Source organism: Stenotrophomonas sp. TWI602 (assembly GCF_039674045.1).
In the GTDB taxonomy this organism is placed as follows: Bacteria; Pseudomonadota; Gammaproteobacteria; order Xanthomonadales; family Xanthomonadaceae; genus Stenotrophomonas.
Genome location: NZ_JBDJMT010000001.1, coordinates 503,016 through 523,267, shown reverse-complemented (window position 1 = coordinate 523,267; position 20,252 = coordinate 503,016). Strand labels below are relative to the sequence as shown.

Sequence of the window (20,252 nt, the reverse complement as noted above, 5' to 3'; positions counted from 1 at the left end):
TACAATGCCGGCTACACCGCAGGTGACCCACATGACTTCGATGCCGCTTCTGACGTTTTTTACCCTGACCCGCGATGTCGCGGCACGGGCGCGTCTGCCAATCGGAGTGCGAGGCTGCTGACCGGAACACCGGTCACCCTGGACCCCACGCAGAGCGCCCACCGGGCGCTCTTTTCGTTTCCACGTAGCAGAACTGTCTGAAGGAGAACGTGCCATGCACCAGATCGCCGAGCCCCAAACCTGGCCGCACGCCCGTTAGCCAACGGCGGCGTGCGGCTCCCCGATGTTGGCAGCGAGACCTATCCCATGAACACCCATACCCAGACCCTTACCCTCCGGCGCAACCTCGGCATCATTGCCCACATCGACGCCGGCAAAACCACCCTCACCGAGCGGCTGTTGTGGAAAACCGGCGAGATCCATCGCGTCGGTGAGGTGCATGACGGCGCGGCGACCACCGATTTCTCGGCGATCGAGCGCGAGCGTGGCATCACCATCGGCGCGGCCGCCGTGCAGGCCCATTGGGCACCGCGCGACCAGCCGATCCATCACCTGACCCTGATCGACACCCCCGGCCACATCGATTTTGCGATCGAAGTGGAACGGTCCCTGCGCGTGCTTGATGGCGCGGTCGCGGTGTTCTCCGCGGTGGACGGGGTGCAGCCCCAGTCCGAATCGGTCTGGCGCCAGGCGCGTCGCCACGGTGTGCCGCTGATTGCCTTCGCCAACAAGATGGACCGCACCGGGGCGTCCTTCGAACGCGTGCTGACCCAGCTGCGCGAGAAGCTGCGTGCCACGCCGTGGGCGCTCGGCGTGCCGATCGGGACGGAAAGCCAGTTCAACGGCTGGGTGGACCTGGTCGACCGCAGCACCGTGCATTGGGATGACAAGGGCACTGCCTTGCGTCATGCCTGGACGACCGATGAGGCTGCCCAGTGGATGCCGCAGCGCGAGGCGCTGATCGAGGCCGTGGCCGATGCCGACGACGTGCTGGCCCAGGCGTGGCTGGAAGGCGCGCCAATCGACAACGCACAGCTGCGCGCGGCGATCCGTCGCGGCACCCTGGCCGGTGCGGGCGTCCCGGTGCTGGCCGGCGCCGCGTTCAAGAGCAAGGGCGTTGAGACGCTGCTGGATGCGGTGGTCGACTATCTGCCCTCGCCATTGGATCGGCCGGCGGTGGTGGCCACCGAGAACGGCAACGACGTGCTGCTGCCACCGGACCCGGATGGCCCGCTTGCGGCGCTGCTGTTCAAGATCACGCACCAGAACCACGGTGCGCTGAGCTTCGTGCGGGTGTACTCGGGCACGCTGAAGGTGGGTGATGCACTGGCCAGTTCACAGCATCCGCAGGGGCGGCGTGTCAGTCGCCTGGTGCGGGTGCAGGCCGACCAGACCCACGACATCAAGCAGGCCGTGGCCGGTGACATCGTCGCGGTGCTGGGCTGGAAGGATGCGGTCAGTGGTGAAACGCTGAGTGCGCCCTCGCGCCCGCTGCTGCTCGATACGATCCAGGCGCAGCATGCGGTGCTGGCATGGCGGTTGACGGCGGAGAAGGCCTCGGACCTGATCCGCGTCAGCCAAGGGTTGGCCAGCCTGGCGCAGGAGGATCCGTCGTTCCGTGTCGACACCGATGCGGACAGCGGTGAAACCCTGATCTGGGGCATGGGCGAGCTGCATCTGGAGGTGATGGTCGAGCGTCTGCGCACGGAGTGGGGCGTCGCCATCCGCACCGGCGAGCCGCGCGTGGCCTACCAGGAAACCCCGAAGCGCGCGGTACAGCGGGTGGAGGGCAAGGTCGCCAAGCAGACCGGCGGCCAGGGCCAGTTCGCCCAGGTGCTGATCGATGTGACGCCGCGCGAGGATGGCGAGGTGACCTTCGTCGACCGCACCGTCGGCGGTGCGATCCCGCGCGGGTTCGTCAACGCGGTGGAGAAGGGCGTTCGCGCGGCATTGGGCGAAGGCCCGCTGGGCCATCCGGTGGTCGGTATCGAGGTGACGCTGGTCGATGGCCAGACCCATGTCAAGGACTCCTCGGACATGGCCTTCCACCGCGCTGGCAGTGAGGCGGTGAAAGCCGCGCTGGCCGAGGCGGGCACGCAGCTGCTGGAGCCGGTGATGGAGATCGCCATCCACGCGCCGTCGGCGAACGTCGGCGATGTGGTGGGCGACCTCAACCGCCGCAGCGGGCGGGTGGCCTCGATCGAGGACCAGGATGGGCAGGCGGAAGTGCTCGGCTATGCACCGCTGGCGCGACTGGGTGGCTACACCACCTCGCTGCGTTCGCTGACCCAAGGGCGCGCGTCCAGCGACATGCGCTTGAATGGGTATGAGGCGGCGCAGACGGCCTGACCGTCGATGTGGAACGAGAAGAGGGCCGGGCAACCGGTCCTCTTTTTCCGTGTCAGCGTTGGTAGTCCGCACAGCGCCGGATGCCCGCCCGCAGCTAGAATGTCTGCCGCAATGTCGCACGCAGCCAACGGCCGCAGCGACCGGATTTTTCCTTGGAGTACGGCCATGAGCAACACGCATTTTTATCCGATCGGCACCCCCGGCCAGCCGTGGGGCGATGCCGAACGGGCCCAGTGGCGCGCCAATCAGCAGCGCCAGCGCAGCTACCACGACGATGTGGTGGCCGCGCTCGAGCGCTTGGGCGAGCGTTTCGATGTGGTGCAGTACGGCCAGCTGGACTACGCGCCGGATCATTACCCGCTGTTTGCGGTGGTCAGCCATGCGTGGGATCCGGCACTGCCGACCGCGCTGGTGACCGGCGGCGTGCATGGCTATGAAACCAGCGGCGTGCATGGCGCGCTGCAGTTCCTGGATCAGCATGCCGAGGCGTATGCGGGCCGTATCAATCTGATCGTCGCGCCCTGCGTCAGCCCGTGGGGCTATGAGCGCATCCAGCGCTGGAATCCCGATGCGATCGATCCCAACCGCAGCTTCCGCGGTGAGGGCCAGATCGAAGAAGCGGCCTCGTTGATGCGCTGGATGGCCGCGCGTGGCGATGATCTGCTGGTGCACCTGGACCTGCATGAAACGACCGACAGCGATCTGCATGAGTTCGATCCGGCGCGCTGCGCCCGCGATGGCATCGCCCTGGTGCCGGACATCATTCCCGATGGCTTCTACGTGATCGGCAACAGCGAAGATCCGCAGCCGGCGTTCCAGCAGGCGTTGATCGCCGCGGTGGAGAAGATCACGCACATCGCCCCCGCCGACGCCAATGGCGAGCTGATCGGCATGCCGCTGCAGTCACCGGGCGTGGTCTGGGGCGAATCGCGTTCGATCGGCGCCTGCGCCGGGTTCACCGACGCGCTGTACGCCACCACCACCGAGGTGTACCCGGACAGCCCGCGGACCTCGCCGCAGGAATGCAACGATGCGCAGGTCGCGGCGGTATGCGCTGGCCTGGACTTCGCCCTGGCCCATCCGCGCGCCTGATCGCCCCCTTCCCGCCCCCCGCCGGCGCGCTGGTGCCAAGGCGCCCGTGCGCTATCATCGGCCATCAGGGACGGGGGCGTCTGGCCGGAGAGGCTGGCGTCTTGGGAGCGGGGATGATGAGTGGCGATGTCACGCAGTGGCTGCACCGGTGGCGGCGCGGGGATCCGCAGGCGCAGGCGCATCTGTTTGATCTGATCTATCCCGCGCTGCGCGAGATGGCAGCAGCCCGTATCGGCCAGCGCCATGCCGACGTGACCCTGCGGCCGACCGCGTTGATGCATGAAGCGCTGTTGCGGGTGATGGGCTCGGACGTGGAGTTCGTGGATCGCGCGCACTTCCTCGCGCTGGCGGCCTTGAAGATGCGCGCGGTGCTGGTGGATTTTGCGCGCAGTGGCGCGGCAGCCAAGCGCGGGGCCGGGGCGTGGAACCTGACCTTGTCGCATGCTGATCAGGACGTGCCCTATGCGCCGACCTGCGACTACGAGGTCCTGGCGCTGCACCAGGCGTTGAACCAGCTCGCCGGGCACGATGAGCGCGCCGCACGTGCGGTGGAATACATGTATTTCGGCGGGATGGACCGCCAGGAAATCGCGGTCGTGCTGGAGGTGTCGGTGCCGACGGTCGACCGCGATCTGCGCTTTGCGAAGGCTTGGCTCAATCAGCGCCTGGCCTGATCGGGGGCGTTATCGTGACAGGGGGATGGGGCAATGACGGATGACCGCTGGCAGCAGCTGCGCACGATGTTCGATGCGGCGTGCGAACTGCCGCCGACCGCGTGGCGCACCGAGCTGGGGCGGATGACCAACGATCCGGCCCTGCTGGATGAGGTGATCGAGCTGCTGGAAGCGCAGACCATGGCGCTGGACAGCGCGCAGCGCCCCCTGCGCGAGTTGATTGTCCAGCTTGCCGAGCCGGATGTGCAGGTGGGTGAACGGATCGGTCCTTGGCGGCTCACCCGGCGCGTGGCCAGTGGCGGCATGGGAGCGGTGTTCCTCGCCGAGCGCGCTGACGAGACCTACCAGCAACGGGTGGCGATCAAGTTGCTTCGCGGCTTGCCGACGACCGAGATCAGCCAGCGCCTGGCCGCCGAGCGGCAGATGCTGGCCGGGCTGGAGCACCCCAACATCGCCCGGTTGTACGACGGTGGCAGCACCCCTTCCGGCCAACCCTATCTGGTGATGGAGTACGTGGACGGCGAGCCACTGGACCGCGCCTGCTGTGACCGTCCGCTCGATCTTTCCCAGCGCCTGCAGCTGTTCGTTCGGATCTGCCGTACGGTGCAGGCCGCGCACGCACGCCTGGTCGTGCACTGCGATCTCAAGCCCAGCAATATCCTGGTGCGCGCGGATAACGAGCCGGTGCTGCTGGATTTCGGCATCGCACGCTGGCTGGACAGCGCAGCCGAGTCCCGCGCCGACCGTTTCTACACGCCGGTCTACGCCAGCCCTGAACTGATTGCGGGCGAGCCGGTGGGTGTCACCACCGACGTGTACAGCCTCGGTGTGATCCTGGTCGAGATGCTGGCCGATCGCCGGCTTGGCCATGATGGGCAGCCGGCGGGTGCCGCGGTTCCGTTGCCCAGCCGCTGGGCGCGGCCATCGTGCGCGTGGCGAAAGCACCTGGAGGGGGACCTCGATGCGATCGCGGCCAAGGCCAGCGCACGTGACCCGGCCCAGCGCTATGGCTCGGTGGAGGCGCTGGCGGATGACATCGAGCGCTGGCGGACGCATCACCCGGTGCGGGCGCGTGGCGGCCGAGCGGGCTACCGCACGCACCGGTGGCTGCGTCGGCACTGGCAGGCGGCCGGCGTGGCCGTCGCGGTGACGGCCATGGCGGGCGGCTTCGTCTGGCGATTGAGCGAATCCAGTGCGCGCGCTCAGGAAGAAGCGGCGATCGCCGAGCAGGTCAGCGAGTTCCTGGTCGCCGCCTTCGATGCCGCCGATCCGCGCGAGCGCGGTGCACGCGGCACCGAAGATGTCAGTGCACGCGCAGTGCTCGATGCCAGCGCGGCGCAGGTCGATGCGGAGCTGGCCGATTCGCCGGCGTTGCGGGCGCGCCTGCAGAGCGTGCTGGGGCGCGCGTACCAGAACATCGGCCTGCCCAAGCAGGCCGAGACGCTGCTGCGCAGCGCGGCTGAAGGCCTGGCATCGCCGTCGGTCGATCGCGCGCGCCTGGCCGCGCAGACCTACAGCGATCTGTCGGTGGAGATGAGCAACGGCAAGCGGGGCGAAGAAGGCCTGAAGTACGCCGAACGTGCGCTGCAGCTGCTTGATCGCGAAGACGATGCACGCACGCGCGCACATGTGCTGAACTCGCTGGGCCTGGCCTACAGCCAGCTGGAGCGCTATCCCGAGAGCGAGGCGGCGTTCCAGCAGTCGCTGGCAATGCGCAGCACCGTCCGCGAGCCGGGCACGGAAGGCGGCACCGCCACGGTGATGCAGAACATGGGGCTGATGTACCGCAACCGCGGTGAGCTGGACAAGTCCGAGCAGCTGCTGCGCGACTCGCTGGAGATCAAACGGCGCCGCAGTGAGACCAGTGCCGATTACCAGCACGGACTGCACGCACTGGCCATGACCCTGCAGGAAGGCGGCAAGCCGAACGAGGCTGCACCGCTGCTGCTGCAGTCGCGCGATCTCAGCCTGCAGCTGTATGGACAGGACAGTTCCCGCACGGCCCTGGCGTACTGCGAGTTGGCCTTGCTGCACATGGATCTCGGTCGTTACACGGAGAGTGCGGAGGGCTTTGATACCTGTCTGCGCATCAGTGCGCTCACCAGTGGCGAAGACAGCATCGACCACGCGATCAACCTCAACAACTACGCCAACCTGGAAGAAGCCCGCGGCGATATGGGCAAGGCGGAGCAGCTGTACCGGCGCTCGCTGGCGATCCGCCGCCAGGTCCTGGGGCCGGACAAGCCTTCCAGCCTGCGGGCAGAGATGAACCTGGCGCGGCTGCTGATGCGCAGCGGTCGTGCCGACCAGGCCGGCCCGCTGATCCAGCGCGTGTTGCCGATCTGGCAGCGGATCAGCCCGGCCGACGCGCCGGATCTGCGCATTTCGCACCTGGGCGAGATCGAGTGGATGATCCACCGCGGGCAATCGGCGCAGGCAGAGCAGGCGCTGCTGGCGATGGCGCCGATCGTACCGTCGATGTCGCCGCCGTTGCAGCTGCGCTACCAGCAGATGCAGGCCGAAGCGGCGCTGCGTGCCGGGCAGGCCGCCTTGGCGGCGACGCGCTGGCGCGCGGTGCTGGAGGGCAATGTTGCGTTGTTCGGGGCAGAAGCGCCGTCCGTGGCACGCTACCGCGTACCGCGTACCGCTGGCCGAGGCGCTGCAGGCCAACGGCGAGCGGGAGGCTGCGCGCCGGCAGATCGCGCAGGCCAAGCCACTGCTGGAGGCAGAGCTGGTGCCCGGCGCACCCTATCTGCAGCGACTGCATGCGCTGGAGGAGCGCCTCAAGGGTTAGGCGACGCCCCGCATCAGCTTTTCAGCCACCCCTGGCAGCCCGCACTGCCGTCGTCCGAGGTGGCCGCCTTTGCGCACGTTGCGGTCATCCGCGCCTGCAGCCGGGTGAGGCTCTCCGCGCCGTGATGCTCGCGGCTCCACGCCTGCAATGCGGTACCGAGCCGTTCGAAGCGCTGGCGGGTGCGCTGGTGGTAGCCGGCCGGCTGCACGGCGAGATCGGCGATCACCTCGCCCGTGGCGGTCTCGATCGCCGCCGCATCATCCGGGCTCAGGCGCAGCAGGCCCTCCACGTACAGCACGCCCCACTGCACGCGGGTGGCCGGCCCCTGTGCGCCCTGGTAGGCCTTGTGCAGCCAGGCGATGGCCGAGGCCTTGTCGCCGCGTTCTTCGGCAAGGTCGGCCAATTCAGGCATGTAGTAGTACGGCGTCTCACTCCGATCAAGCTCGGCGAGCAGCAGTTTCTCTGCCGCAGCGTCGTCGTCGATCTGGCGCAGCACGTACACCGCGGTGCTGATCGTCGCTTGGCGCTCGTGCAGCGTGGTCGCGGCCGCATCGGCGGCGGCGACGCGTTGCGCCGCCTTTGTCTTCAGCGCGGCCGGAATGGGCTGGTCGGGGTGCTGCTCGCGCTGCAGGGCGAGTTCGGTGATCACCGTGCCCAGCCGCGCATCGGCCTTGTCGCCGAGTGCGTGGTCGGCGGCATCCAGCGCCTTGAGCAGCTGCACTCCCAGCTGCTGCGCCTGTTCCGGCGTGGCACTGGCCAGCGCCACCAGGGCAGGGCCTTGGTAGCCCAGCAGGTCACGATTGGCCCGGACCTCCGCGGGTGCTGCAAGAACGGCATCGAGCAGGGTGCGGGTGCGGGTGCGTTGCGCCGGTGTGGGTGTCTTGTCCGGCTTGCCGGCGCCGAGCGCCAGTAACGCGAACCGCCGCTGCAGCGCAGGCTCGGGCGCCGCCGTGGCCAGTTGCTGCAGCAATGACGCTGCATCACGTTCACCGGCGAGGCGATTGGCATCCACTTCCCAGCCGTAATCGCCGAGCACGCGCCAGTCGTCGGCGCTGACGTCCCCGGGTGTGCTCAGGGCGTGCTGCAGCACCTCGCTGACGGCCGTGCGGCGGCCGGCGGCCAGGGTGAGTGCGCGGGTCAGCGCTTCACTGTCGTTGCCACCGGCCAGGCGGGTGAGCTCGTTGCGCTCGGGGTCGAGCACGATCAGCGTCGGGTAGCCGCGCACGCCGAAGCGCTCGCCCCAGGCCTGTGCGCCTTCTTCGTCGCCATCCAGATAGACGGGCACGTACTGCCGGGTCAGCGCGATGAAGGCCGGATCCTTGAACAGCGTGGCCTTGAGCTGGTTGCAGGGCGGGCACCACACCGCGCCCCAGTACAGCAGCACCGGTTTGCCGCTGTCGCGCGCCTCGGCGAAGGCGTCGTCCACGTCGCCGTGGCGCCAGGCAATTTCCGCAGGCGCCTGCCCGGTCGCAGCAGGCGTGGCGGTGGCAGCGGGGGAGGGGGCAGGGGTGCAGGCAGGTAGCAGGGTGACCACACCCAGCAGACCAAGGGACAGAGCAAGGCGCATTGAGGAATCCAGAAGGGGAGGCAGGGCAGGAGGCGTGCTTGATTGTAGGAAGCGTGGGCAGCTCCGGCCGCATCCCCTTGATTCGGATTGCTCATGACGGCAGGCCTTGCCGTGATAAGGCGCGTGCAGCCAGCCTGCGCGCTTCGCCTGCGTAGCGTTGCCATGCCGCTCGCGCGGTGACGAATGTCATGGTTTGGTCGCACGCGATATCGCCATCGGCGAACACGACATAACGCCTGCGCATTTCTGCATTGGGGCAGGAGCGGGATTAATGAAATCGTTTCCCCCACTACCGATTGCCCCACGATGACAATAGCTCGTTCTTCCCTGCGCCCGCACCTGCTGGCAGTGGCGGTGTTGCTCGCCACCGCATCTCCCTTGGTACATGCACAGTCCACCACCGGCGCGATCGCCGGTCAGGCGCCTCCATCGGCGCAGCGCATGTTCGTTCGCAGCGACACCGGTCTTACCCGTGAAGTGACGGTGGACGCGCGCGGTCGTTACACCATCCCCCAGCTGCCGCTCGGTCGTTACTCGGTGGAGGCGCGTGATGCCGACGGCAACGTGCTGCAGACCCGGCAGAACGTCGCGCTCACCGTCGGCACCAGCACCGAGGTCTCCTTCGCCGAGGTCACCCGGCTGGATGGCGTCCAGGTCAGCGCCGACCGCGCCGCGGCGGCCATCGATGTCAGCAGCGTGGATTCGCGCACCGTGATCACGGCTGAGCAGCTGCAACGGCTGCCGCTGGGCCGCTCGGCCGAGGCCATTGCCCAGCTCGCGCCCGGCGTGATCGGCAACAGCGGCAACGGCACGTATGCCGGCCCGACCGGCGCCCAGCTGGTGAGCTTCGGCGGTTCGTCTGCCGCAGAGAACGCGTACTACATCAACGGCTTCAACAGCACCGACCCACTGCGCGGCCTGGGCGGCCTGACATTGCCCTACGGCAGCATCGACCAGCAGGAAATCTATACCGGCGGCTACAGCGCCAAGTACGGCCGGTCCGATGGCGGCGTGATCAATGCGGTCGGCAAGCGCGGCACCAATGCGTGGCACTTCGGTGGCCAGGCGACCTGGGAACCGGCGTCAGCGCGTTCGGACAAAGATGACGTGCGGTATCCGGGTGACGGTGCGCTGTATGCGCCGGAGAGCAAGGACCGCGAGTGGGTCAGCACGCAGAGCATCTACGCTGGGGGCCCGCTGATCGAAGACCGGCTGTTCTTCTTTGGCTCCTACGAGCTGGAGCGCCGCGAGGGCACCGACGTCAAGAATGTCGAGGCCACCAATGCGTATTCCAATTACGAGTACGAGCGCCCGCGCTGGTACGCCAAGGTGGATTGGAACATCACCGACAACCACCTGCTCGAACTGACCGGCGCCTCCAGTCGCAACGTCTTCCGGGGCGACATCTTCGCCTACGACTACGACACGCTCACCCGTGGCGCCCAGCGCGGCAAGGAAGACACCACCAAGACCGGTGGCGACCTGTGGACGGCCAAGTACACCGGGTACCTCACCGATCGGCTCACTGTCAGCGCGCAGTACGGCGAAATGCGCACGGATGACTACATCGGCAACCCGGCCTACGACGGCAGCCTGACGTACATCAACAGCCCCACGCTGCAGAACCCGGCCCTGACCGGTGGTGTGCCGATCACCAATGCGCAGACCACCTCGCTGCTGGTCAACCCGGACCGGGGCAACCGCAGCAACAACCTGCGGCTGGATGCCAACTACGTGTGGGGCGACCACAGCATCACCGTCGGCATCGACAACCAGAACGCCCGTGCCTTGAACCGTGGCTCGGTCGCCTCGGCCGATGGCTACTACTGGATCTACGGGCAGTCCAACCCGAACGTGCCGATCAACACCGGCCTGGGCGTGCCGGCCACCGGCGGCATCCGCAATGGCGAAGACGGCTACTACGTGCGGCAGTACATCTACAGTGCGCTGGCCTCGGTGCGTGCGTCGCAGCGGGCGCAGTACATCGAAGACAACTGGCAGGTGACCGATCGCCTGCTGCTCAACCTCGGCCTGCGCCTGGATCAGTTCACCAACTTCAACCGCGATGGCGATGCCTACATCAAGCAGACCAGCGGTCAGTGGGCGCCACGTCTTGGCTTCAGCTGGGACGTCGATGGCGATGGGCGGTTCAAGGTGTTCGGCAACGTGGGGCGCTACTACCTCGCACTGCCGCTGAACCCGGCCTTCAATGCGGCGGGTGCGACGCTTGCCACCTCGACGTACTACACCTACGGCGGCATCGACAGCAACGGCTACCCGACCGACCTCACCCAGTTCTCCGGCGCGGTGTCGGCCAACAACAACTACGGCCTGCTGCCGGATGCGAAGACGGTGACCACCTCCGGCATCGAGCCGTCCTACCAGGACGAGTTCATCCTCGGCTTCAGCAAGGCACTGGGCCAGAACTGGGTGTACGGGGCCAAGGCGACCTACCGCGTGCTGCGCAGCGGCGTGGACGACTACTGCGATATCGATGCGGTGCTCGGCAAGGCCAGCAGCCTGGGCTACAACGTGACCAAGGACAGCAACCCGGTCAGCTGCTGGCTGATCAACCCCGGGCGCGCCAACACCTTCAATCTGGTCGACACCGGCGGCAATTACGTGACCGTCCCGCTGAGCAACGCGGAAATGGGCTTCCCGCAGTTCAAGCGTAACTACTACGCGGTGAACCTCTCGCTGGAGCATCCGTTTGATGGCCGCTGGTATGCCCGCGGCGACTACACCTGGTCGCGCAGCTACGGCACCACCGAAGGGCAGCTGCTCTCCGGCATCGGCCAGACCGCCGTGTCCACTACCCAGGCATGGGATTACGCCCAGCTGATGGAGCACACCAACGGACCGCAGAGCAACGATCACACCCATCAGTTCAAGCTGCACGGCTATTACCAGCTGACGCCGGAGTGGCTGCTCTCGGCCAATCTCAAGGTGCTCTCCGGCTCGCCGTTCAGTGCGCTGGGCTCGTATGGGCCGGACTACGAAGACCCTTCCGGCTATGGCATCGCGTATCACTTCTACAACGGGCAGCCGGCGCCTCCGGGCAGCCAGGGGCGCCTGCCGTGGCTGAAGCAGCTGGACCTGGGGGTGTCCTACCGCCCCGCGGTGGCCGAGGGGCGGCTGGGCTTCAATCTGGACGTCTTCAACGTGTTCAACAGTCAGGTGGCGCTGTGGAAGTCGCCGTACTCCGAGCTGGATCCGGGCCAGCCCGATCCGCTGTATGGCGCAGCGACCATCCGGCAGGCGCCGCGATCGCTGCGGGTCAGCGTGAGCTATGACTATTGAGCGGTGCCTCGCGAGCGGCGGTATGGCATGACGTTCACGGATCGCGAGGCAGTCTGGGGCCATTGTCAGGGGAGCCCCTTATGCAAAAGCAGATCCGGAACAACCCAGGGTGGATGGCGGTCGGTTTGACGGCCCTGCTATGTGCCTGTTCGCCGCAGGGCGAAGGCGGTGCCACAGCCGTGGTGCAGCCCAGCGGTGCGGACCCGGGGGCGGCGAAGGCCGCTGATCCGGGTCCCGCCGCGGCCACGGCCGGGCGCCCGTCACCGGTGTATCAGGACGCGGCGCCCGGCATAGCGGTTGGCCCGGTCGTCGGTACCCGGGTCGCCCGCGATTTCCAGCGTGATTACCTGGCGTCCCCGACCTGGAAGCTGTTCGCGCCGCCGGACAGCGTGGGCATGCCCTTGGTGGCGCTGGTGCTGGAAGGCTCGGATCGGGTCACTGCCGGGGAGTTGCGGATCGGACGCAGCGACAACGCCGCATCGGTCCGCACCTGCCTGGATACGCCAGCAGAAGCGACCGGTCCTGCCGCCTCGGCACCGGTGGATATCGGCGGCGTCCCGTTCACGCACTTCACCGTGGGCGATGCGGCGATGAGCCACTACGTGTCGGCCGAGAGCTATCGTGCGGTTCACCACGGCAGCTGCTATGCGATCGACCTGGTCGTGGCTGGCACGCGCCCGGAGGTCTACGATCCGCCACGCACGCCGCCGTTTACGCAGCAGGAGGCCGCGACACGGCTGGCCGACGCACTCACGGCGGTGTACTGGGTGCCGTGAAGGCGGTCATCCGCGTTGCTCAGGGAAGGCGAGCATGACCTTGGCGCCGCCCAGTGGCGACGTGCCGATGGACAGCGTGGCGCCGTGCCTGCCGGCGATCTCGGCGACGATCGCCAGGCCCAGCCCGCAACCATCACCGCTGGCGTCTCCCCGCCAGAAGCGTTCGGTGACGCGGCCGCGCAGCGTGGGATCGATGCCGGGGCCGTTGTCATTGACGCTGATACGGATCTCGCCCTGGATCGTTTCCACGCTCACCGTGATCACGCCTTCAAGCGCGCCGTAACGCATCGCGTTGTCGACCAGGTTGCTGATCGCTTCGCGCAACAACTGCGGTTCTCCGATCAGCATCACACCGGCATCCGGCCCTTCGTACCCCAGGTCGACGCCTGCGATCACGGCGCCATCCATGAGGCGCTCCAATGCTTCGCGCGCCAGCTCGGCAATGTCCACCGGCCGCATCGCCAGCATCGCGCCGGCGCTGTCTTCGGAACGGCTCAAGATGAGCAGTTGATGGGTGAGGTGGCGCAGGCGCGTCAGCCCCCGCAGCAGGCCTGCCAGTGCGTCCCGCTGTGCGGCCGGATTTTGTTCGCGCAGCGCGCTCTCCAGCTCGATCTGCAGCCCGGCCAGCGGTGTGCGCAACTGGTGTGCCGCGTTGCTGATGAAGCGCTGCTGGGCATCCTGCATCGCCGAAAGCCGGCTCACCAGCTGGTTGAAGGCGTCCACGGCGGGCCACAGCTCACGCGGCGCGGCGTCCTGTGGGTCCAGCGGCATCAACGCATCAAGCGGAGCACTGGCCAGCCGCCGTGCGGCACCGTTGGTATGCCGCGCTGCGGCGCCGGTACCTGACCAGGCCAGCCACGCGGCAAGCAGCAGGATCGTGCCCTGCAGCGGAATGCTCGCCAGCAGCAGGCGATGCTCCAATCGAAGGCGTTTGGTACGGGTCTCGGCCACGCGGATCACAATCGGGGTGGCCGAACCCGGCGGAGTCATCGCGACCTGCACGACGCGCACGTCGCGGCCATCGATCAGCGCGTCATAGTAGCTGCGCGCCGGGCTGTCATCGGCGTCCTCGGCCAGCGCGGCGGTGGCCCTCGGCAGCGCGCCGGTACCGTAGAGTCGCGTGCCATCGGCGCGGGTCACGTCGCCATATATCCGATCCACCGTGTCCCAGGTGAACATGCGCGAGACGGCGGGGGAAATCTCCATGTGGACGGTCTCGCCGCGCACCTCGATCAACTGTGCCAGCGACATCGCCGAATCCAGCAGCCAGCGGTCGTACACCTGTTCGGCGTAGTGCCGCGCCAACACGAACGAGCCGACCGCACTGGCCAGCAGCAGCACCAGCAGTGGCAGCCACAGGCGCCGCAGCAGGACGCCGCGCAGGCTGTACGGCGCCTCAGCCATCACTGGCCTCCAGGCGGTAGCCAAGACCACGGAGCATACGGATGCCGACTTTGGCATCGGCCAGTTGCAGCTTGCGGCGCAGGCGGCTGATGTGGACTTCGATCACCGACAGGCTGGCCTCGTGATCCCAGCTGTAGACCGCATCGAACAGGCGCTGCTTGGCCACGATGCGCCCCGGCTGCTGCAGCAGGATTTCCATCAGGGCCAGCTCGCGTGCAGTAAGTTCCAGCGGTTGATCGCCAACACGCAGTTCGCGGGTGCCGGTATCCAGGCGCAGGGCGCCCAGCTGGCGCAGGGCAGGGGCCGTGGACTGGCGACGGGCGAGCGCACGCAGGCGCGCTTCGAGTTCGCCGAGGGCGAAGGGCTTGGCGAGGTAGTCATCGCCGCCACTATCCAACCCGCGGATACGGTCCTCCACGCCATCGCGTGCGGTGAGAATCAGTACGGGGACGGAAAAGCCCTCCTGCCGTAACCGAGCCAGCAGATCCAATCCATCGATGTCGGGCAAGGAAAGATCCAGCACCACCAGGTCGTAGCTGACGGCGGCCAGCGCCGACGGCGCGGCCAGGCCACGGGCGAGATGATCGCAGGCATGACCGGCACGGGTGAGTGCGCGCACCAGGCCATCGGCCAGCGCGGCATCGTCTTCAATCAGCAGAATGCGCATTGCAAGGTTGACGCAAGGTTCGGGAAAGTTTGACGAAAGCGCTGCACCTTACCGTGTCGGCAATGAATACCACCACCCGCTGTGCCGCCCTGATGGCCGCACTTCTGATTGCGCCGGCCACCGCTTCGGCACTGACGCTGGCCCAGGCGGAACAGGCCATGGCAGCGCATAACCCGGATCTGCTCGCGGCAGCGATCGCGCTGCGCGGCACGCAGGGCGATGCCGTGAGTGCATCGCGACGCCCCAGCCCGGAGCTGAGCGTGGGCACCTCCAAGATCAGCCGGCAGGAGGGCATCGGCCCGGGCCGATGGAAAGACAAGCGCGTGGATTCCACCCTCGGCCTGGGTTGGACCTGGGAGCGTGGTGGCAAGCGCGGTTGGCGCATGCGTCAGGCCGACGCCTTGGTCGAGGCGGCCAACCTCAGCCTGCTCGACGGGCGACGCCAACAGCAGGTGGCGCTCACCGAGGCGTACTTCGGGTTGAAGGCTGCGCAGGAACTGCAACGCATCGCGGCGGAGGACCGCCGTGCGTCGGCGGAGAGCCTGGCTGCAGCGGACAAGCAGGTGGCGACCGGCGCCCTGGCCCCGATCGAGCGCGCACGGTTGGCGGTGGATGACCTCAAGGTGGCCGATGCCGCCCGTGAGGCCGAGCGTGGCCTTCGCGAGGCACGCCATGTGCTTGCGCTGCTGTTGGGCAACGACATCGATGCTGCGCTCAGCGCCGACGATGCGTGGCCGCGCGCGGGCGCGACCGCGACACCCGCGACACCCGCACCGACCGCGTTGGAGGAGCGCGTTGATCTGCGTGCCGCCGAGGCGCGGGTGATCGCGGCGGACGCAGCACGTGCACTGGCCCGCAGTGAACGCCGGCGTGATGTGCAGTTCGGCCTCGAAGCCGAGCGCGAGCCAGCCGATATCGGCGGGGTGACCTGGGGCGTCTCGATGAGCGTGCCGCTGGGCGGTGCCAAGCGCTGGCGGGGCGAGCAGCAGCGAGCGGAGGCGGACTACGACGCCGCTGTCCTGGAACGGCAGCAGTTGCGGCGCGCAGCGACCGCCGAACTGGATCAGTTGCAGCACGCACTGGCCGCCGCCGCACAGCGCCGCACCGAGTACGAACAGCTGCAGGGACCGGCGGCAAGGCAGAGCCTGGACGGCCTGGAACTGGCCTATCGCCGAGGTGCCGCCACGTTGACGGATCTGCTGGACGCAAGGCGCAGCTGGCGCGAGTTCGAATCCGATCTGATCGATGCGCGGTTGGCGCATGCCTCCGCCCTGGCGCGCTGGAATGCCGCCGTTACTGCTTCCGAAGGACACCCCCGATGATGTATTCCCGCACCGCCGGCTCGGCCCGGCTGCTTTCGTTGCTCGTGGCCGCCTTGCTGGCCGGTGGCTGCGCGCGCGATGCCGGACCTGTGGCCGTGCCGGCCCCGACGGTCGACGGCGCCACCATCCGCTTCGCTGCCGACAGCCCGCAACTGAAGGTGTTGCGAAGCGAAGCCGTGACCGATGGCTCGGCCTCGGTCCTGCAGCTGCCGGCGCGCATCACCTGGGATGACACGCGTTCCAGCCAGCTGCGCTCACCGCTGCCGGGCCAGGTGGCGCGTATCGAGGCGGCGCCCGGCGAGAAGATCAAGGCGGGTCAGGTGCTGGCGTGGGTGACCTCGCCTGAGTTTGGGCAGGTGCAGGCCGAGGGCGCCCGTGGCGCCGCCGAGCTTCGCCAGGCACGCAACGAAATGGCCCGCGTCCGCGAACTGCATGAGGCCGGCGTCGCCTCGGGGCGCGAACTGGACGAAGCCGAATCCGCACTGGCGGCCAACGAGGCCGAGCATGCCCGCCTGCGGGCGCTGACCCGCGGTTTCGGCAGCAGCCGCAGCATCGACCAGCGCATGCCGCTGCGTTCGCCCATCGACGGCATCCTGGTCGAGCGCCGGATGAGCCCGGGCATGAACGTGTCGCCGGATGCCGAGCTGCCGTTGGCGGTGGTGAGCGATCCGGACCGCCTATGGTTGATCGTCGATGTTCCCGAGGCGCTTGCGGGTCGCCTCAAGCCCGGGATGGCCGTGAGCCTCACGCCCGGCCAAGGCGAGGCAGCGCACGCCGTACTCGGCCATGTGGATGACTACATCGACACCGAGCGCCACGTGGTGCAGGCGCGTGCCGAGCTGGACAACCGTGAGCGACGCTTCAAAGCGGGTCAGTACGTACGGGCTGCGATCACGGTGCCGATGGACGGGGGCGTATCGCTGCCGGAGGGGGCGGTGCTGCTGCTCGGGCGCGAGCAGGTGGTGTTCGTCGACGAGGGCAAGGGCCGGTTCGCGCGGCGATCCGTGCAGGCCGAGGAGTTGGGCCAGGGGCGCTTGTGGGTGGGCCAGGGGCTGGCCGCTGGCGCGCGCGTGGTCGTGGACGGTGGTCTGCTGCTGCAGCAGGTGCTCGACCAGAACGTTGGCAGCGCTGACGCACCCGCCGGTGGTGCGGCGGCCGCCAAGGCTGCCCCATGATCGATCGTCTGATTGCGTACTGCCTGCGTCAGCCGTTGATGGTGATGCTGGCGCTGCTGATCTTCATCGGCGCCTCGTTCGCCGCGTTCCGCGAGTTGCCGGTAGAAGCCTTCCCGGACGTCTCCGATACCCAGGTCACCGTGGTGACGCTGCACCCGGGGCGCGCGGCCGAAGAGGTTGAGCGCGAAGTCACGATGCCGCTGGAGGTGGCGCTGTCCGGCATCCCGCACTCGGTACGCGTGTTCTCGCACACCCAGTTCGGGCTGTCGATGATCATCCTGACCTTCGACGACGGTGCCGACGACTATTTCGCGCGCGCCCAGGTGATGGAGCGCCTGCAGGGCGTGGATCTGCCCGACGGCGTGCAGCCGGAGATGGAGGCGATGAGTTCGGCGGTGGGCGAAATCTACCGCTATGTCCTCCACGCACCACACATGAGCTCCACCGAGCTGCGCACCGTGCAGGAATGGGTCATGGAGCGGCGCCTGCGTACCGTGCCGGGCGTGGCCGACGTGGTCAGTTTTGGCGGCTATGCGCGGACCTTCCAGGTGGAGCCGGACCTGGGCAAGCTGCGTGACCGCGGGATCAGCCTGGAGGAATTTGCCGAGGCGCTGGAGCGGGGCAGTGCGAACGCCGGCGGCGGCTATGTGGAGCGTGGGCAGCAGCAGTATCTGATCCGCGGGGTTGGGCTGATGCGTTCGCCGGCCGACATCGGCACCGTTGTCGTGGGAGAGCGGCAAGGCACCCCCGTGCTGGTGCGCGACCTGGCCCGCATCGTCGATACCGGCCTGCCGCGACAGGGCCTGGTTGGCCAGGATGAGAACGACGACGCCGTGTTCGGCATGGTGCTGATGCGCAAGGGCGAGAACCCGTCCCTGGTGCTGGATGCCTTGCATGCGCGCGTGGCCGAGATCGAGGCCGATCACCTGCCGGATGGCGTCACGCTTGAACCGTTCTACGACCGCTCCTGGCTGGTCGCGACCACCCTGAAGACCGTCTTCCGCAACCTGGTGGAGGGTGCGGTGCTGGTGTTCCTGGTGCTGTGGCTGTTCCTCTACAACGCCCGTGCGGCGTTGATCGTGGCAGCGATGATGCCGCTGGCCTTGCTGTCGACCTTCCTCGGCCTGCACCTGTGGGGCGTGCCGGCCAATCTGCTCTCACTGGGCGCGATGGACTTCGGCATCATCATCGATGGTGCGGTGATCGTGACCGAGCATATCGTCTCGCGCATGTCGAAGATGCCGCCCGGCAGCACCCGGCGCGAGCGCATGGCGACGGTGTTGTCGGCTGCGTCGGAGGTGGGGCGGCCGACCTTCTTCTCGATGCTGATCATCATTGCCGCGCACATCCCGATCTTCACCCTGCAGCGCCAGGAAGGCCGGATGTTCGCCCCCATGGCCTATTCGGTGACGTCGGCGCTGATCGGCGCACTGATCCTTGCCCTGACCGTGGTGCCGCTGCTGTGCTTCTGGTGGCTGCGGCGCGAGCGGCTGAAGGGCGAGAACCCGGTGATGAACCGGCTGGTCGGCTGGTACCGCCCGTGGCTGGAGGGGGCGATGGCGCGGCCCCGTGCGGTGGTGCTTGCGGCAGTGGCCATGCTGGTGGTGACGCTGGCATTGGGCACGCGGTTGGGCTCGGAATTCCTGCCCGAACTGGACGAAGGCTCGATCTGGCTGACCGCCACACTCGACCCCAGCACCAGCCTGGCCGAGGCGCAGGCCCAGTCCCGGGGCATCCGTGACCTGGTGCGGACGTTGCCCGAGGTTTCGACGGTGGTGGCCAAGCTCGGTCGCCCCGAGGATGGCTCCGATGCCAAGGGCGCCAACCAGATCGAAGCGCTGGTGGCGCTCAAGCCCGAATCCGAATGGACCCGGAAGATCGACAAGCGCGAGCTGGTGGCGCAGATGCAGCGCATGCTGGAAGCGCGTATTCCCGGCCCCGAGTTCTCGATCTCCCAGCCGGTGCGCGACAACATCCTGGAAAGCATTTCCCAAATCAAGGGCCAGGTGGTGATCAAGGTCAGCGGCGAAGATCTGGACGTGCTGACCGGCCAGGCCCAGGCGATCCTGGCGCAGGTCAGAGGCGTGGAGGGCGTGGAGAGTGCTTTCATCGACCGCGACGGCAGCCTGCCGCAGCTGCGCATCGATATCGATCGTGATCGCGCAGCGCGCTACGGCCTCAACGTGCAGGATATCGATGCCGTGATCGAGACCGCCATCGGCGGCCGCGAGGTCGGCCAGCTGTGGGAGGGCGAGCGCCAGTTCCCGATCAGCCTGCGCCTGTCCGATGCCGACCGCGATCTGCAGCGCCTGCGCACCGTGCCGGTAGGTACGGCCTCAGGCCAGACGGTGACACTGGGAGATGTGGCGGACTTCAACATGGCCAGCGGTGCGATCAACATCTCGCGTGAGAACGCCCAGCGCGTCAAAGCCGTGAGCATCTTCATCGCCGGGCGCGACATGGGCAGCGTCGTTGCCGATATGCGCAAGCAGGTGGATGCCACCATCCAATTGCCAGAAGGCTACCGCATCGACTGGTCCGGCGAGTTCGAGAATCAGCAGCGCGCCATGGCCCGCCTGGGCTGGGTGGTACCGCTGTCGGTGCTGATCATCTTCGTGCTGCTGTTTGATGCCTTCAAGGACGTCACCAGCGCCGCGCTGATCCTGGCCAACGTTCCGCTGGCGATGATCGGCGGCATCCTGGCGTTGCTGCTGACCGGGATTCCGCTGTCGGTGTCGGCGGCGATCGGCTTCATTGCCTTGTTTGGGCAAGCGGTACTCAACGGCGTGATCATGTTGACGCGATTCGGCCAGCTGCGCGAGCAGGGCATGGCGCTCTACGACGCCGTGGTGCAGGGCGCACTGCAGCGCCTGCGGACGGTGCTGATGACGGCGCTGTTGGCGATGTTCGGCCTGCTGCCGATGGCGACGTCGCATGCGATTGGGGCTGAGACCCAGAAGCCGCTGGCGGTGGTGGTGATTGGCGGGCTGTTGTCGGCGATGTTGCTGACCTTGCTGGTGCTGCCGACGCTGTACTACTGGGTGCATCGTCGACGGGAGCAGCGGCGGGGTGGGGCGGCGATGGAGGCCGAAGCGGTGTAGGTGACGAATGGCCGGGCAGTGTGGGGAGGAG

The 20,252-nt window shown here is 67.8% G+C and carries 12 protein-coding genes; 9 read left to right on the top strand and 3 right to left on the bottom strand.

Features of this window, described 5'->3' with window-relative positions; translation table 11 throughout:
* The first annotated feature begins 306 nt into the window (after positions 1 to 306).
* From fusA to ABE483_RS02245, 4 genes are all read left to right on the top strand, one after another.
* A complete protein-coding gene (gene fusA, locus ABE483_RS02260; RefSeq protein WP_346481026.1) occupies positions 307 to 2,349 on the top strand; it encodes an elongation factor G in 2,043 nt (680 codons plus the stop codon).
* A gap of 165 nt (positions 2,350 to 2,514) precedes the next feature.
* Positions 2,515 to 3,441: a M14 family metallocarboxypeptidase gene (locus ABE483_RS02255; protein ID WP_121036800.1), complete on the top strand. Its 927-nt coding sequence runs from the start codon at positions 2,515 to 2,517 to the stop codon at positions 3,439 to 3,441.
* Positions 3,442 to 3,557: 116 nt separating this feature from the next.
* Positions 3,558 to 4,115: an ECF-type sigma factor gene (locus ABE483_RS02250; protein ID WP_313218314.1), complete on the top strand. Its 558-nt coding sequence runs from the start codon at positions 3,558 to 3,560 to the stop codon at positions 4,113 to 4,115.
* A gap of 33 nt (positions 4,116 to 4,148) precedes the next feature.
* Complete coding sequence (locus ABE483_RS02245) at positions 4,149 to 7,034, top strand: serine/threonine-protein kinase (protein ID WP_346481025.1); 2,886 nt, start codon at positions 4,149 to 4,151, stop codon at positions 7,032 to 7,034.
* Here ABE483_RS02245 and ABE483_RS02240 read toward each other — a convergent pair.
* The gene (locus tag ABE483_RS02240; protein ID WP_346462303.1) at positions 6,923 to 8,476 is read right to left on the bottom strand and encodes a thioredoxin family protein; all 1,554 of its coding nucleotides are present in this window, start codon (positions 8,474 to 8,476) and stop codon (positions 6,923 to 6,925) included. The genes ABE483_RS02245 and ABE483_RS02240 overlap by 112 nt on opposite strands.
* A 306-nt stretch (positions 8,477 to 8,782) precedes the next feature.
* On the opposite strand from ABE483_RS02240, the gene ABE483_RS02235 reads away from it, so the two are divergent.
* Together ABE483_RS02235 and ABE483_RS02230 are read left to right on the top strand one after the other, a co-directional pair.
* The gene (locus ABE483_RS02235) at positions 8,783 to 11,776 is read left to right on the top strand and encodes a TonB-dependent receptor (RefSeq protein WP_346481024.1); all 2,994 of its coding nucleotides are present in this window, start codon (positions 8,783 to 8,785) and stop codon (positions 11,774 to 11,776) included.
* A gap of 113 nt (positions 11,777 to 11,889) precedes the next feature.
* Entirely contained in the window at positions 11,890 to 12,552 is a 663-nt protein-coding gene (locus tag ABE483_RS02230) for a hypothetical protein (protein WP_346481023.1), read from the top strand.
* A 6-nt stretch (positions 12,553 to 12,558) separates the two neighbouring features.
* Here the strand turns inward: ABE483_RS02230 and ABE483_RS02225 are convergent, their stop codons facing one another.
* Together ABE483_RS02225 and ABE483_RS02220 are read right to left on the bottom strand one after the other, a co-directional pair.
* Positions 12,559 to 13,956: a sensor histidine kinase gene (locus ABE483_RS02225; protein ID WP_346481022.1), complete on the bottom strand. Its 1,398-nt coding sequence runs from the start codon at positions 13,954 to 13,956 to the stop codon at positions 12,559 to 12,561.
* Positions 13,949 to 14,623, bottom strand: coding sequence for a response regulator (locus ABE483_RS02220; protein ID WP_346481021.1), 675 nt, complete (start codon positions 14,621 to 14,623; stop codon positions 13,949 to 13,951). Before ABE483_RS02220 ends, ABE483_RS02225 begins: the two co-directional genes overlap by 8 nt.
* A 62-nt stretch (positions 14,624 to 14,685) precedes the next feature.
* On the opposite strand from ABE483_RS02220, the gene ABE483_RS02215 reads away from it, so the two are divergent.
* The 3 genes from ABE483_RS02215 to ABE483_RS02205 are packed head-to-tail and all read left to right on the top strand — an operon-like array spanning position 14,686 to position 20,221.
* Positions 14,686 to 15,945, top strand: coding sequence for a TolC family protein (locus ABE483_RS02215; protein ID WP_313211015.1), 1,260 nt, complete (start codon positions 14,686 to 14,688; stop codon positions 15,943 to 15,945).
* Positions 15,942 to 17,120 (top strand): efflux RND transporter periplasmic adaptor subunit, encoded by a 1,179-nt coding sequence (locus ABE483_RS02210; RefSeq protein WP_346481020.1) that lies wholly within the window; start codon positions 15,942 to 15,944, stop codon positions 17,118 to 17,120. Before ABE483_RS02215 ends, ABE483_RS02210 begins: the two co-directional genes overlap by 4 nt.
* A complete protein-coding gene (locus ABE483_RS02205) occupies positions 17,117 to 20,221 on the top strand; it encodes a CusA/CzcA family heavy metal efflux RND transporter (protein WP_346481019.1) in 3,105 nt (1,034 codons plus the stop codon). The genes ABE483_RS02210 and ABE483_RS02205 overlap by 4 nt, the downstream gene beginning before the upstream one ends.
* Positions 20,222 to 20,252 lie beyond the last annotated feature (31 nt).